Genomic DNA, 16,108 nt, shown 5'->3' with positions numbered 1-16,108 from the left:
CTGCCAGGCGTGCTCGTCCGTCAGCGGCGCGATCTGATCGATCGCCAGCCGTGCTACCTGCTCCGGCCATGCGAGCGCCGCGTCGGTGGTCGTATTCGTCAGCACCAGCGCCGTCTCGGCGTGGCGCAGCAGATGCCAGAGCCGCTCCTGGGGTAGATGCGGATCGATCGGCAGGTAGGCCGCGCCTGCCTGAAGCACGCCCAGCACCGCGACGATCTGCTCCCAGCCTTTCTCCAGCACCACGGCGACGAGCGTGTTGGGCCGCGCGCCTAGCTCCCGCAATCGCTGCGCGACGGCGCTGGCATGGCGCTGAAGCTGAGCGTAGCTCAGCCGGCGCGTCGGCGTGATCACCGCCGGCTGCTGGGGCTGCCGTCGCGCCTGAGCCGCGAAGAGCGTATGCAGCAATTCCTGGGCGATCGGCGCGTCGGTGGCGTTGATCGCCGCGCGCTGCGCAAGCTGCGCCGCCGGAACGAGCGTGCGCGTCGGCGCTTTCCAGAGGGCGGGCTCGTCCGCCAACCGCTGGATCAACCGGCAGTAGGCGCTGAACATATCGTCAAGCAGCCCCCCGGGAAACAGCTCATCGATGGCATCCCACCTGAACGTGAGGGCTCCGGCGCGCTCCGAAACCTGATGGTCAAGCCAGACCTGCGGCGTCTGCGAGATGCCATAGACCAGCTCGCCGGGCGTGTCGAAGATGGTCGCGTCGGCGTGCTCGGAGGATGCCAGGCTGAGCGCGCTGGTAAACACGATCGGCATGGCGGCGTGCGGCGCGGCACCCCGCAGGCGCGCCAGCTCGCGCAGCACATGCACGCCGCCGACGTAGCGATGATCCAGGTCGTCCCAGAGGCGGGCCTGAAGCCGCTGCGCCCGCGCCAGGAACGGCTCGGCGGCTGAGGCATCCACCTCCAGCAGCGTCACCGAGGTGAAGTCGCCGACGATCTGGTTGATCTGCGGATGCAGCGGCAGCCGGTTGAAGAGCGTCAGGTTGATCGTAAAGCGCGGGCTTTTGCTCCAGGTGCTCAGCACGTCCGCGAACGCGGCCAGCAGCAGCCCCGACGGCGTGATCCCGGCCTGGGTAGCCCGGCGCTTGAGGCGCTGCCAGGTTTCCGGCTCCAGCCGCGAGGAGCGGCGCGTAAAGCGCGGCGCGCGAATAGCTGACGGGCTGGTCGCGAGCGGCAGCTCCGGCGACGGCGGCAGCGTTGCCAATCGCGCCGACCAGTACTCCCGCGAGCGCTGGTAGATCTCGGTCTGACGGAGCGCCTGCTCGGCGACGATATAGTCGCGAAACGATAGCTCAAGCGGCGGCAGCGGCGCGTCGGGGTCCTGGTAGAGCAGCGATAGCTCGCGCTGAATGATCCGCATGCTCCAGGCGTCCACGATCAGCAGATCCGCGCCGATATGCAGCCGGACGCGCCGATCCGTGAGCAGAGATGCGCGGATCTCGAAGAGCGGCCAGCGCTCAGCGGGCAAGATCTGGTGCGAAGCCTGCTCGCGGATGGTCGCAAGCTGGCGCTCGGCGGACTCAGGCGCGTCGTCGCGCAGGTCGATCAGCGCGATCCGGTAGGGCGGCACCTCAGGCAAGATCTGCTGCTGGCCGTCCGGCAGCACGATCGCGCGCAGCATCGCGTGGCGGTCGATCAGCCGCCTAATCGCCAGCGTCAGCCGCTCAAGATCGAGGCTGCTGCTTTCTACCTCGACATACGTATGCGCGGCGACGTTGCCCAGCTCAAAGACGCCGCTGCGCCCGACCCAGTAGGCCTGCTGGACCTCGGTCAGCGGAAACGGCAGATGGAGCCAATCGGGCGTCGGCACAATCGCCGCGAGCGGTGCCACGGCGGCTGCGTGATCGTCCTGCTTGCCTTTCTGCTCGGCAACGATCACCGCCAGCCCGGCGACGGTCGGCGCGTCGAAGAGCTGACGCAGGGGAATCCGCACCTGGAGCGCCTCGCCCAGGCGGGCTACGAGCTGGATCGCCAGCAGCGAGTGGCCGCCCAGCTCAAAGAAGTTGTCGTGGATGCCCACCCGCTCGACGCCAAGGACATCGGCCCAGATCGCCGCCAGCAGCTCCTCGACCGGCGTGCGCGGCGCGGTGAAACCGGCGGGCAGCTCCGGTCGCTCGCTGCTCGGCGCAGGCAGGGCCGCGCGGTCGAGCTTGCCGTTGGTCGTCAGCGGCAGCGCGTCCAGCACGACGAATGCGCCCGGCACCATGTAGTCGGGGAGGCGCTGCCCCAGAAACTGGCGCAGTTCCTGGGGAGAACAAAGAACAGAGCACAAAGAACAAGAATCATCCGCAGGGCCGTTCTCGGTTCTTTGTTCTTTGTTCCGTTGTTCTTTGTTTGTTACAACATACGCTACCAGCCGCTCGTCGCGGAGCAGCACCACGGCCTCGCGCACGCCGGGATGCTGCGCCAGCACGGCCTCGATCTCGCCCAGCTCGATCCGAAAGCCGCGCACTTTGACCTGGTGATCGATCCGGCCCAGGAACTCGATCGTGCCGTCGGGCAGGTAGCGCGCCAGGTCGCCGGTGCGGTAGAGCCGCCCCCCCGGTCGGGTGCCCTCTGGGCGGCTGAACGGATGCGGCACGAACTTTTCGGCGGTGAGCGCGGGGCGGCCCAGGTAGCCGCGCGCCAGCCCGCTGCCCCCGATGTGCAGCTCGCCCGCGACGCCGATCGGCACGGGCTGGCCGGAAGCGTCGAGCAGGTAGATCTGCGAGTTTGCCAGCGGCCTGCCGACCGGCACGAAGCCCAACGTTTCTTCAAGCTGGGTCACGGGCTGGATCGCCGCCCAGACCGTGGCCTCGGTGGGGCCGTAAAAATTCCAGATCGGCACGTCCCAGGCGAGGATCTGAGCGGCGAGATCGCGCGGTAACGCCTCGCCGCCGCTCATGATCAGCCGCAGCGCATGCTCGCGCTCAGGCCCGGACGGCGCTTCGATCGGCAGGTGACGCAGCGCCGAGGGCGTCTGATTGACGATCGTCACCCGCTCGCGGCAGAGCAGGGCATAGAACACCTCGGGCGTTTGCGCGATCCACTCCGGCACGATCAGCGCATGGCTGCCGTGCAGCAGCGGCGCCCACATCTCCCAGACCGAGAAGTCGAAGCCAAACGAGTGGACGATGCTCCAGACATCCTGATCGCTGAATCCGAACACCGGCTGGGTCGCGTCCATCAGCGACAGCACGCTGCCGTGGCTGACCATCACGCCCTTTGGTCGTCCGGTCGAGCCTGAGGTGTAGATCACGTAGGCCAGATCATGCGCCGCGCTGGTCGGTGGCAGATTGCTCGCGGCGTGCTGGCCGATCTCGAATTGGTCACGATCCAGATCGACGATCTGCGGCTGATGCCGGGCCGCGCCGACCGTCTCAGTGAGCAGCCTGGCCGATAGATCCTGGGTGGTGATCAGCACCGGCACGCGAGTATCGGCCAGCATGAACTGAAGCCGCTCGGCGGGATAGTTCGGGTTGAACGGGATGTACGCGCCGCCCGCTTTGAGAATGGCAAGGATCGCGACGATCAGATCGACGGAGCGGTCGAGGTAGAAGCCGACCAGGGTTTCGGACTCGACGCCCAGCGCGCGCAGATGCCGCGCAAGCTGGTTCGCCCGCGCGTTCAGCTCGGCGTAGCTCAGCCGCGCATGGGCAAACGGGTCGTCGTGCTGGCGGTTGCTGCTCTCGAACATGCCCGGCGCGATCGTCGGGCAGCTCAGCGCCAGCGCGTCGGGCGTGCGGGCGACCTGCGCCTCGAAGCGCTGCTGGATGATCTCGCCGGGCGCAGCGCTGATCACGGGCGGATTCCACGCGCCGACGATCTGGCTGCGCTCGGCGGCGCTGAGCAGGCTGATCTCGGCAAGCCGTCGATCCGGCCTTGCGACCATGTCCTCAAGGATCGTCTGGAGATGACCGAGCATTCGGGTAATCGTCGCGGCATCGAAGCGATCGGCGTTGTACAGGATGCGAAAGCCCAGCTCTCGTCCGGGCATGGCAAAGACCGCCAGCGGGTAGTTTTGCCGCTCCTGGGCGCTCACGTCCGCGACGTAGGGGCTGCGGCTGCGCTCAAGCAGGGCCTGATCCAGCGGGTAATTCTCGACGATCAGCAGGCTCTCGAAGAGCGGCTGTCCGCGCGGTACCTCGCTCCAGCCGTGGATCTGCACCAGCGGGCTGTACTCATACTGGCGCAGCTCGACCTGCTGCGCCTGGATCGTTTGAAGCCAGGGCACGAGCCTCGCATCCGGCGGCAGCGCGACCCGCACCGGCAGCGAGTTGATGAACTGTCCGACGATCGACTCGACACCGCTGAGAGTGGCCGGACGCCCCGAAACGATCGCGCCGAAGACGACATCGTGCGTGCCGCTGTAGCGGCTGAGGAGCACGGCCCACGCGCCCTGGATCAGCGTGTTGATCGTGAGCTGGCGCTGGTGGCTCAGCGCGCGCAGCGCTGCCGTCGTTGTCTCCGACAATGCAAGCTGCTGCTCGCCGTAGCTCTGCTGCGCGCCCGGCTGCTCCGATCGCGCCAGCCCCACGCCAAGCGGCGTCGGCGCGAGAACGCCTTTGAGCTGCTGCCGCCAGAAGCGCTCGGCGGCGGCCAGATCTTGCTGCTGAAGCCAGACGATATAGTCGCGGTAGGGACGGCTGCGCGCCAGGTGGATCGTCTGCCCGGCCAGGCCCGCATCGTAGAAGGCGAAGACCTCGCGCAGGATCAGCGCGAGACACCAGCCGTCGAGCAGCAGGTGATGATGGCTCCACACGAAGCTGTACTCGTCATCACCGCGCTGGATCAGCGTGAGACGCATCAGCGGCGCGCGCGCCAGATCAAAGCCGCGCCGACGGTCGGCGTCCAGAAATGCCGCCAGCCGGGATCGCTGCTCGGCGGCGGGCAGCCCGCGCCAGTCCTCGTAGCTCAGCGGGAGCCGCACCTGACGCTGCACGACCTGGACCGGCTCTTTCGGCCCCTCCCAGACAAACGCGGCGCGCAGGCTTGGATGGCGATCGACGACCTGCTGCCAGGCCCGCTCGAACTCGGCGATGTTCAGCGAGCCGCGCAGCGTACAGGTGAGCTGCTCGAAGTACTCGCCAGATTCGGGAGCGTACAGGCTGTGAAAGAGCATGCCCTGCTGCAACGGCGAAAGCGGATAAAAGTCCTCAACGTTTCTGACCTGCACTTAGCTGTCTCCCATCACTTTGCCGATGCTGCTGGTAATGTCGTCAAGATCGTCCGCGCTCCAGTTAAACGCGCTGAAATCCGAAGCCGTGTAGCCGCCCGTATTCGAGTGGAGGCAGTGGTCGATCAACTCGCGCAGCGCGTCCGCAAAGCCGCGCGCCAGCTCTGCGATCGTCGCCTCCTGATGGACCGCCGTGCTGTAGATCCAATCGACCTGTAGACAGTTCTCGAAGACGTGGGCGTTGATGTCGAGCAGATGTGCCCTTCGAGCCTGCGCCGCTCTGCCGGGGCCGCTCGACTCGCTGGCCGGGCGGAAGATCGCCGTGTCGTCAAAGACCTGATCGAACTGGCCGAGGTAGTTAAAGCCGACCTCGGCCTGCGGCTGCGCTCGGAGCGCAGCCATCAGCGCGGGCTGCCCGCTCAGGTAGCGCAGCAGGCCGTAGCCGATGCCGCGCTGCGGGATGCGCCGGAGCTGCTCCTTGATCGCCTTGAGCGCGTCGCCGGGCTGCGCGTCGTGCGGCAGCGTGAGCAGCACCGGAAAGACCGTCGTAAACCAGCCGACCGTGCGCGAAACGTCCAGATCGTCGAAGAGCGGCTCGCGGCCCTGGCCCTCAAGATCGATCAGCAGCGGCGCGATGCGCAGGCCGCGCTTGAAGGCGATGGCGACCGCAGCCAGCAGGATGTCGTTGATCTGCGTATGATAGACCTGAGGCACATCTTGCAGCAGCGCGCGCGTTTCTTCGGCATCCAGCGCGATGGTCACGCTCTGGCTCGTGCCCTCGGTGTTTGCGGCTCTGCCGCTCGGAATGTCGAGCGGCAGCCTTGGCACATAGGCCGGAACCGCGCCGCGCCAGTAGCGCCACTCGTCGTGCAGCGCCGGAGCCTGCGCGTAGTCCGCCAGCCGCTCGGCCCACTGCCGGTACGCTGTTGTCTTGAGCGGCAATTGGGGGCGTGCGTCCTGGCTGATCTGGCGGTAGGCGGTCTGGAGATCTTCCAGCAGCGTGCGCCACGAAACGCCATCCACGACGAGATGATGCACGGCCAGCAGCAGACGGCTGCCGTGCTGCGGTCCCAGCGTAAACAGCACAGCCCGGAAGAGCGGCCCGTCTGTCAGGTCGAGCCCGGCCTGGTGCGCGGCGACCTCCGCCTCCAGCGCGGCGCTCTGCTGCGGCTCCGGCACGGTCATCAGATCGATCGTGATCAGCGGCGGCGTGTCGTCGGGCGGGGCGTTGTGCTGCTGCCAGCCTGTGGGCGTGCGGACGAAGCGCAGCCGCAGCGCGTCGTGGTGGGCTACAAGCTGCTGGATGGCTTGCGCCAGCAGCGCGGCGTCAAGCGGCTGGCGCGTCGCAAGCAGCAGCGATTGATTCCAATGATGCGGCTGTGGCTGCTCCTGCTCGAAGAATCGCTGCTGGATCGGCGTCAGCGGCACCGGCCCGGTGACAATCCCCTGCTCGGCCTGGGTCGCCTGCTGCGTGCCCACGGCCTGCGCCAGCTCGGCGATCGTCTGGTGCTCAAAGAGCTGTCTGGGCGTGAGCCGCAGCCCGGCCTGGTTGGCCCGCGCGGTGATCTGAATGCTCAGGATCGAGTCGCCGCCAAGGTCAAAGAAGTTATCGCGGATGCCGATCTGCTCTAGCCGCAGCGTCTCAGCCCAGATCCGCGCGAGAGTCTGCTCGACCCAGCTCTGCGCGGGGATGAACTCGGTGTCCAGCTCCGGGCGAATGTGGCTCGGCGCGGGCAGCGCCAGCCGATCGAGCTTGCCGTTGGGCGTCAGCGGCAGCGCGTCGAGCACCACGAATGCGCTCGGCACCATGTAGTCGGGCAGGCGCTGTCCCAGGAACTCGCGGAGTTTCTGGGAAGAACAGGAGTCGCTGCCCGGGTGACGCTCCGTTTGTTCTTTGTGCGCCCGGAGGGCATCCGGTTCTTTGTTTGTCGTCACATACGCCACCAGCCGCTTCTCCGGGTGCCCGCCTGCGGGCGGCACGTCCTCGCGCACCACCGCGACGCACTCGCGCACGGCAGGATGCTGGCGCAGCACGGCCTCGATCTCGCCGAGCTCGATCCGAAAGCCGCGCACCTTGACCTGCTGATCGACCCGCCCGACAAACTCGATGTTGCCGTCCTCACGGTAGCGCGCCAGGTCGCCGGTCTTGTAGAGCCGCGCGCCCTCTGGGCGGCTCCACGGATGCGGAATGAATTTCTCGGCGGTCAGCGCCGGGCGATCCAGGTAGCCACGGGCCAGCCCGATCCCGCCAATGTGCAGCTCGCCGGGCACGCCCACTGGGACCGGCTGAAGCCTGGCATCCAGCAGGTAGATCTCCTTATTCGGCAGCGGACGACCGATGTGGGGCCGCTGCTCGTCGCCGCTGCACTCGCCGATCGTCGCGCAGACGGTATTCTCGCTCGGCCCATAGGCGTTGAAGAAGCGCCGTCCCGCGCCCGCCGTCTCCGCGCCTTTCCAGCGCCGAACCAGCTCCGTCGGCAGGGCCTCGCCCGCGCTGATCAGGGTCCGCAGGGCAGGAAGCTCGGTGGCCGGAAGGACGGCCAGCACCGAGGGCGGCAGCTTCATCGTGGTGACGGCCTGCTCGCGGAGCTGCTCGATCAGCGCCGGGCCGGGCAGCGTCGATCCCGGCAGCGCCAGGCATAAGGTCGCGCCGGAGAGCAGCGCCATGACGAACTCCGAGACGGCACCATCGAAGCTGAACGAGACAAACTGAAGCACGCGGCTGCCGGGGCCAAGCTTGAAGTCGTTGATCTGCGCGGCGGCCAGATTGCCGATGCCCTCATGTGTCACCATCACGCCCTTTGGCACGCCCGTGGAGCCTGAGGTGTAGATCACGTAGGCCAGATTGCCGACGCTGGCGGCATGCGCCGGATTCGTCTGCGGCTGCCGGGCAATCAGCGGCCAGTCAGCGTCGAGCAGCACGATCGCGGCCCGTGTCGGCGGCAGCGCGGCCTCACGTCGCCGCTGGGTGAGCAGCACGCTGACCTGCGCATCCTCCAGCATGAACTGGAGCCGCTCCTGCGGATAGTTCGGATCGAGCGGCACGTACGCGCCGCCCGCCTTCAGCGTGCCGAGCAGCGCCACGACCAGATCCGGCGAGCGCTCGACGCAGATTCCAACGCGGCTCTCCGGCGCGACACCCAGCGCTCGCAGGTGGTGGGCGAGCTGGTTGGCGCGCGCGTTCAGATCCGCATAGCTGAGCTGCTCGTCGCCAAAGAGCACGGCGATCGCATCCGGCGTGCGGCGCACCTGAGCCTCGAAGAGCTCGTGGTAGCACTGCCCCACCGGGTAGGGCGCGGCGGTCGCGTTCCAATCGACGAGCTGGCGCTGCTGCTCAGCCGCCGTCAGCAGCGGCAGACGACCGATCGGCTGCTCCGGCTGCGCGACGATCGCGGCCAGCAGCGTTTGAAAATGCCCGGCCATGCGCTCGATCGCCGCCACAGGGTAGAGCGCCTGGTTGTATTTGAACACCGCCCGAATGCCGCTCTCGGTCGGATCGACCACCAGCGTCAGATCGAACTTGGCCGTCTCGTCGCCGGTCGCGACCGGGCTGAGCTCAAGATCGGGCAGGCTGAGCGTGCTCAGGCTGTTCGATTGAAACACAAAGACGGCTTGCACGAGCGGCTGCTGGTGGAGCGCGCGATCCGGCTGAACTTCCTTGACGACCTGCTCAAACGAGACATCCTGATGATCGAACGCGCTCAAGGTCGTCTCGCGCACTCGCCGGAGTAGCTCCACGAACGATGGATTACCCGCCAGATTGCTCCGCACCACGAGGGTATTCAGGAAGAAGCCGATCAGCTTCTCGATCTCGGTCTGCGATCGTCCGGCGACCGGCACGCCGACCAGGAGATCGGTCTGGCCGGTGTAGCGGTAGAGCAAGATGTCGAAGGCGGCCAGCAGCGTCATAAAGAGCGTCGCATGCTGCTGCGTGCTCAGCGCGATCAATGCTGCGCTCAGCTCCCGCGAAACGACCACGCCGTGCGCGGCTGTGCGGATCTGCTGTCCGGCCTGGCGGGGCAGCGCGATCGGTAGCTCCAGTGTGGAGGGCGCGCCCGCGAGCTGGCGCTTCCAGTAGTCGAGCTGCTGCTGAATGATCGGCGCTTGCTGCAAGCTCTCGCGCTGCCAGACCGCGAAGTCGGCGTACTGCACCGGCAGCGGCGCGAGTCCGGCAGCCTGATCGTCCGACGCGCCTGCCGCATACGCGCGGTAGGAGCAGGCCAGCTCGTCGATCAGGATGTTCATCGACCAGCCATCGGCGATGATGTGGTGCATTGTCAGGAAGAGCACATGCTCGGCGCGGGTACCCGGCATGGCATGGTGCAGCCGCAGCAGTGTGGTGCGCAGCAGCGGGCCGCGCTGAAGATCGAACGGCCTGCGGGCCTCTTCGACCGCGAATTGCATCACGCGGGCCTCGCGCTGCGCCTCCGGCTCTGCTTGAAGATCGATGAGCGGCAGCGCAACGCTGTAGGGCGCTCCTATGATCTGGCGCGGCTGTCCGGCCTCCTGGGTAAAGGTCGTGCGCAGGGTTTCATGCCGCGCGACGAGCGCATCGAGGCTTGCCGCGAGCGCCGCCGTGTTGAGCGGGCCGCGCAGGCGCACTGCCGCCGCAATGATGTAGGCGGCGCTGCCGGGATCGAGCTGATCGAGGAGCCAGAGCCGCTGCTGCGCGAACGAGAGCGGAAAGCGATCATTGCCCACGCGCGGCTGGACGGGTATTCGACTCTGCTCCGCAGCGGGCGCTGCCACCGCCTGTGGCGTGCGCTCGGCGATAGCTGCTGCCAGCCCGGCGATCGTCAGCGTCTCGAAGAGCGCGCGCAGCGGCAGATCGACCTGAAGCGTGTCACGCAGCCGCGAAACGATCTGTGTCGCCAGCAGCGAGTGCCCCCCTAGCGCGAAGAAGTTATCGTGGACGCCGACCCGCTCGACTCGCAGCACATCGGCCCACACCTGAGCCAGCATCGCCTCAAGCGGCGTCCGGGGCGCGACAAAGTCCTGATCCAGCGCGGCGTGCAGATCGGGCGCGGGCAGCGCGTTGCGATCCAGCTTGCCGCTGGGCGTCTTCGGCAGACCGTCGAGGAAGACGAACGCGGCGGGGAGCATGTAGTCGGACAGACGTGCCGCGAGGAACTGGCGCAGTTCGGGGGGCAGGCCCTCACCCCGGGCCGGGTGCCCATGCCGGGTGCCCTCTGGGCATGGCACCCGCATGGCACCCGCCCGCTCCCATTGCCTAGGCGAGGGGGCGGGTTGGTTTTCCCCGTGTTCCCGTGTTCCCTGGTCCCCGTGTTCTACCACGTACGCTACCAGCCGTTGATCGCCTGCCCCATCCTCGCGCGCCACCACCGCGCACTCGCGGATGGCCTCATGCTGACGCAGCACGGCCTCGATCTCGCCCGGCTCGATGCGGAAGCCTCGGATCTTGACCTGCTGGTCGATCCGCCCCAGGATCTCGATCGTGCCGTTGGAGAGCCAGCGGCCAAGATCGCCGGTGCGGACCATGATCTGCCCATCCTCGAACGGACATGGCACGAAGCGCTCCGCCGTGAGATCCGGGCGGAACAGGTAGCCGCGTGATACACTCTCGCCCGCAATGCAGACCTCGCCCGCGATGCCGATCGGCTGCGGCTGGTTGGCGGCGTTGAGGATGTAGATCCGGTTGTTGTGCAGCGGCCTGCCCACCGTGATCGGCTGGCCGAGGTCTTCGGCACGAATCAGGCCCAGCGCGTTGATGTCGCTGATCTCGGTCAGGCCGTAAATGTTGACGATCTCGACGCTGGGGCCGAGCTGGCCGAAGACCGCATCGAGCAAGCGCTGTTCGAGCTTCTCGCCGCCGATCAACAGATAGCGCAGTGCGTTCGGCGGCTGCTGCGGCGCGACCTCGTTCAGCACCGCCTGCATGTAGGAGGGCACCGCGTCGAGCAGATGCACCTGCTGCTCATGCAGGTAGCGCAGCAGCGCGCGGCTGTCGAGCTTGACCGCATCGGGGATGATGTGCAGCGTGCGACCAAAAAAGAGCGACGGGAAGATCTGGTTGACCGAGATGTCGAAGCTGATCGAGGTGATCAGGCCGGTCGTTTGCACTGCCGGATCGTCGAAATAGGCGCGGAGGCCATAGACCAGATTGATCAAGCCTTGCTGCCGCACCATCACGCCCTTTGGTCGTCCGGTCGAGCCTGACGTGAAGATCAGGTAGGCCAGGTGCCCCGGCAGCGCCGTGCGCGGCGGGTTGGCGGTCGGCTGATCGGCCAGCAGCGGCCAGTCGGCGTCCAGGCGGAAGACCTGCGCCGGATGCTCCGGCAATCTCGCCACGAGCGCGGCCTGGGTCAGGAGCACCGGCGCGCGGCTGTGCAACAACATGTACTGAAGCCGCTCTTGAGGATAGGCCGGGTCCAGGGGCACATACGCGCCGCCCGCCTTGAGGATCGCCAGCATGCCGACGATCATCTCCAGCGAGCGCTCGACACACAGCGCGACGAGCACATCCGGCCCGACGCCCTGCGCGCGCAGGTGGTGCGCGAGTTGATTCGCCCGCGTGTTCAGCTCGGCATACGTCAGCGCTTGCCCCGCGAAGACGATCGCGGGTAGATGCGGCGTGCGCGCGGCCTGGGCCTCAAAGAGTTGATGCACGGCGGCGGCGTGGGGATACTCGGCCTCGGAGCGGTTCCAGTCGATCAGCATCCGCTGGCGCTCGGCCTCCGTCAGCAGCGGCAGCTCGGCGATGCGCGCGTCGGGATCGGCGACGATCGCCCGGAGCAGCGTCGTGAAGTGCCCCGCCATACGCGCGATTGTTGTCGACTCAAAGAGATCGGTGTTGTATTCGATCCTGGCTTTGAGGCCATCCGCCTGTTCTTCCAGCTCAAGCGTGAGATCGAACTTCGCCGTGCCGGGGTCAAGCTCCAGGCGCGTTCCTGTCAGGCCGGGCAGGTTGAGATCGACCTGGGGCGTGTTCTGGAAATTCAGCACGGCCTGGAACAAGGGCGATCGACTCCAGTCGCGATCGAGGTGCAACTCCTGCACCAGTTGCTCGAAGGGCAGGTCTTGATGGGCGTACGCTCCCAGCGTGACCTCGGCGACACGCGCCAGCAGCTCGCGGAAGGTCGGGCTGCCTGCCAGGCTGGTGCGCAGGGCCAGCGTGTTGACGAAGAAGCCGATCAAGCCTTCCAGCGCTACCTGGGGCCGTCCCGCGATCGGCGTGCCGACCACGATGTCGGTTTGCCCGCTGTAGCGCGCCAGCAGCACCTTGAACGCTGCCAGAAGTGTCATAAACAGCGTCACGCCCTCGCGCTGGCTCAGCGCTTGCAGGTCGGCGCTCAGTGCTCGCGGCAGGGAAAACAGGTGCGTCGCGCCTCGAAAGGTCTGCACCGGCGGTCGTGGACGATCGATCGGCAGCTCAAGTGTCGGAAGTGGACCGCTGAACTGCTGTTTCCAGTAGGCGAGCTGCCGGTCAAGCGCACAGCCGCGCTGCCAGATCGCGTAGTCGGCGTACTGGATCGGCAGCTCTGCCAGCCGCGTGTGCTCCGGGCTGGCCTCTCCCGCAAGATAAGCCGGGTAGAGCTGCATAATCTCCCGCACCAGGATGCCAGCCGACCAGCCATCCGAGACGATATGGTGCATCGTGAGCAGCAGGATATGCCTGTCGTCGGCCAGCCTGAGCACCGAGGCGCGGATCAGCGGCCCGCGCTGGAGATCGAACGGCGTGCTGGCCTCCTCGCGGATCAGGCGCAGCGCCTCGGCCTGAACGCGCTGATCGGGCAGCCGGGTACCCTCCGGGTGCAGGTCCGTCACGGGCAGCGCAAGCGCAAGACTCGGCGCGATGACCTGGATCGGCTCGTGGGCGGCGGTCGATGCGCCTGGGGCAAAGGTTGTCCGCAGCGCCTCATGGCGTCGCACAATCGCGTTGAGGCTCTGCTCAAGCGCGGCCAGACTCAGCGATCCGGTCAGCTCGATAGCCGCTGCAATCGTATAGAGTGAGCTGCCGGGCTCAAGCTGGTCGAAAAACCACAGCCGCTGCTGTCCGAATGATAGCGGAATCTGCTGATCGCCCGTTCTGCGCGGAATGCCCTGAGGGGAGCGTGCATCGATGCCCTCCGCTTCCAGCAGCGTGTCGAGCAGCGCCCGGCGATCGGCGGGCAGCTTAAACAGCGATCGAGCGGGCTGCTGCACCGCACTCCTGGCCTCGACCGTGGCACCGCCGCTGTTCGGCTCCTGGTGGCCTGCTGCGGCGTGCGGCTCAGCGCCTGCGACGATCTCGCTCGTCATGTCTTCCTGGGCTTCCTTCAGCAGCAGATCCAGCAGCGCCCGCGCTTCTTCCGACAGGTTCGCGATGCGTTCGTTGATGTCGCTCATCAGAACTCTACCTTAGTTGATGCTGCTTGTAGGAGCTAGCTGTGCGGGTGACAGACTCTACAGGCGAGGAGCGGTGAATGCTACCGATAATCTAAAATACGCTTCAAAGCAGCGAGAAGTATACCAGCAACTCCGCTAGAAATAAAACCACTCGCGAACGCAGCCTAAACATTAGCGGCCAGGCGGATCTGGCGCGCTCGCAGGCTCCGCGCCTGCTCCACCATCTCAGGCCACCAGCTATAGAGCTGGCCGACGCGATACACGAACTCCTGGGTCAGTCGCCGGGCCTCCTCGATGTCGCGTCCATAGAGCAGATCCAGCGGGATGTAAAACGCCTCCTTGACCAGCGATTGACGTAGCGCGGCGCTGAACTGCCGCACATCGCGGGTCCAGTAGGCCGGAAGCTCGCCGGATTGAAGCTGCGTATCCAGCATTCGCAGATACACGCCAGCTTCTTGTCCGACGGCGCTACGGATGGCTGCCTCGAACTCGGCTTGAGGCAGGCTGCCGATCTCTTCCAGGTAGCCGCCAAGCTGTCGCAGCCGGTCCGCTCCACTGGCGCTGCTTCCTGGCCGATCGAAGGTGCCGAGCAGCGCCGAAAGCACGCTTTGGAAGCTCACGCCGGAGGCGCTGCGCATCATTTCGCCGGGCCAGAACGATCGCTCCTCGCCCGGCAGGTGGAGGATCGCCCAGGGCAGGTGCGCAACGTAGCCGCGATCGTAGCAGGTAGAAATCGTACGGCCAAACACGGCATCCTGTCCGATCGCGACCGGAATCATCGGCGGGACGATCTGCCGGTTGTCGAGGCCGAAGGACCCGCCCATGAGATGCGCGATCTTGGCGGTGATCGTGGTCTGCCGCGCGACTCGCAGCAGATTTCGGCTCAGGCAGACCGCGCGGTAGGTCTGCTCGGAGCGAACCAGCCGCAGGAGTGAATTGCCCGTGAAGCTCAGATAGTGGCTGGGCGTGCCCCAGCCAGAGTCGCCTGTGATCCCTGGCAGCGTCACCAGCACCTCGCCGCCGCGCGCCTGCATCCGCTCAAGCAGGCCAGGATGGACATCCCGAAGATCAACGGGCTCCCCGGCCTCGGCGATGCTCGCGGCATACCTGCGGATCTCGTGGCCCAGCAGCCGCTCGTGGATTGCCAGGAGATCCGTCTCGACGAACGTTGCCTGGCGCAATAATGCCTCGCGGCTTGGATAGCTCCAAACTTCGTCAGGATCGCCGCTGTGAAGATGGATTGCGCCGTCAATCGAGCTACCGGAGATCATGCGCAGGCCGCCGAGCGGTTCGGGCGCTGGCATCACCCGGCCAATCGTATCGTCGTCGGAAGAGATGATCGGATCGCCGACCGTGTGCAGCAAGATCGCATTGGTGTTGCCGCCGTACCTGTGCGCGGAGCGCGGATCGCCGAAGATCGCGAACTCGACGACATCCGGCGGCAAGCTGCCGGAGCGGCACAGGTGTTTGATAAACGCGGCCTTTTCCGCCGGGCCAGCATACACGATCGGCACGTCATACCGGTCGCGCAGCAGCGCCAGCCTGCGCCGATAGTCACGCTGCGTTGCGGCGTCGGGCGAGTCGTCCATGACCACATACTCAGGGCTGCGGCCATAGCGCTTGCCATTCTCGATGTAGCTGACGAGGCTGCGCTCAAGCAGCGCGGCCCGATTGCACGTCGGCCACGCGACCGCCGCGATCTGCGCCGGTGTTGTCTGCGAGGGCGCAGCGCCGATCAGGCGCTCGAAGGCTTCTCGATCGGAGATCAGGAGCCGGGCAGTGCGCAGATCTTCGAGCCTGCGCTTGAGAGCGTCCCGATCGCCGCGCTGCTTCAGGTGATCCGTGATCGCGCGCGTATGATCATCCAGCGTTTTGAATTCCCGGCAGTGCTCAAGCAGCGCCGCCAGATCGGCATCGATCAGCCGGGGAGCGCCTGCGCCGGTGTACACCAGCGCCAGCCCATCGCCGACCGAGACATGTGTGATCGCGGCGGATCGATAGTGCAGCGGCGGAGAATCGGCAGACTCGGCTCGCTGTCTGGCCGCCAGCATCGCCCGGATTTCGCTCGGCGAGAGACGTTCGATCTGGTCCAGCAGCCGTTCCAGCGTATCTGCGGCGGGCGGAGCATCCCGCTTTCGCACCGGTGCGGCGACGAGATCCGGCTCTGACGATGGCGCGACCGATCGCTGCCCGATGCTCACGGCAAGCTCGGCGATGGTCGGGCCTTGAAAAAAGCCGGGCATCGGCAGATCGACCTTGAACCGATCGCGGATGCGAGCGACAACCTGTGTCATCATCAGCGAGTGACCGCCGAGCGCGAAAAAGTTGTCGTGGATGCCAATCTGCTGCATGCCCAGCACCTCCGACCAGATCTCGGCCAGTGCGCGCTCGACCGGATTGCGCGGCGCGGCGTAGGGCTGATCCGCAGCGGCGCGGCTGGTGTCCGGCTCCGGCAGCGCGCTGCGATCGAGCTTGCCGTTGGGCAGCAGCGGCAGCGCGTCCAGCAGCACAAACGCGCTCGGCACCATGTAGTCGGGCAGGCGCGCGCCGACATGCGGCCGCAAGTCGGCAGAGCCAAGAGGCGGAGTGCCAGGCGGGTGCCAGG

At 66.7% G+C, this 16,108-nt stretch carries 3 protein-coding genes; all 3 read right to left on the bottom strand.

What is annotated here, in order from left to right; genetic code table 11:
• Positions 1 to 5,157, bottom strand: a 5,157-nt coding sequence (locus tag VFZ66_25860; GenBank protein ID HEX6292636.1) for an amino acid adenylation domain-containing protein, incomplete at its 3' end; no start/stop codon positions are given.
• Positions 5,158 to 13,503: an amino acid adenylation domain-containing protein gene (locus VFZ66_25855; protein HEX6292635.1), complete on the bottom strand. Its 8,346-nt coding sequence runs from the start codon at positions 13,501 to 13,503 to the stop codon at positions 5,158 to 5,160.
• 164 nt (positions 13,504 to 13,667) lie between these two features.
• Positions 13,668 to 16,108: phosphopantetheine-binding protein (locus VFZ66_25850; protein ID HEX6292634.1), on the bottom strand; the 2,441-nt coding region annotated here is incomplete at its 5' end.

This window comes from Herpetosiphonaceae bacterium, from assembly GCA_036374795.1.
Classification (GTDB): domain Bacteria; phylum Chloroflexota; class Chloroflexia; order Chloroflexales; family Kallotenuaceae; genus LB3-1.
Note: the sequence above shows the minus strand (reverse complement) of the source record. Positions and strands in the feature narration are given on the sequence as shown.

Excerpts from the sequence above, each read along its gene's own strand:
- VFZ66_25855 (HEX6292635.1), bottom strand. The coding sequence starts at position 13,503 with ATGAGCGACATCAACGAACGCATCGCGAACCTGTCGGAAGAAGCGCGG.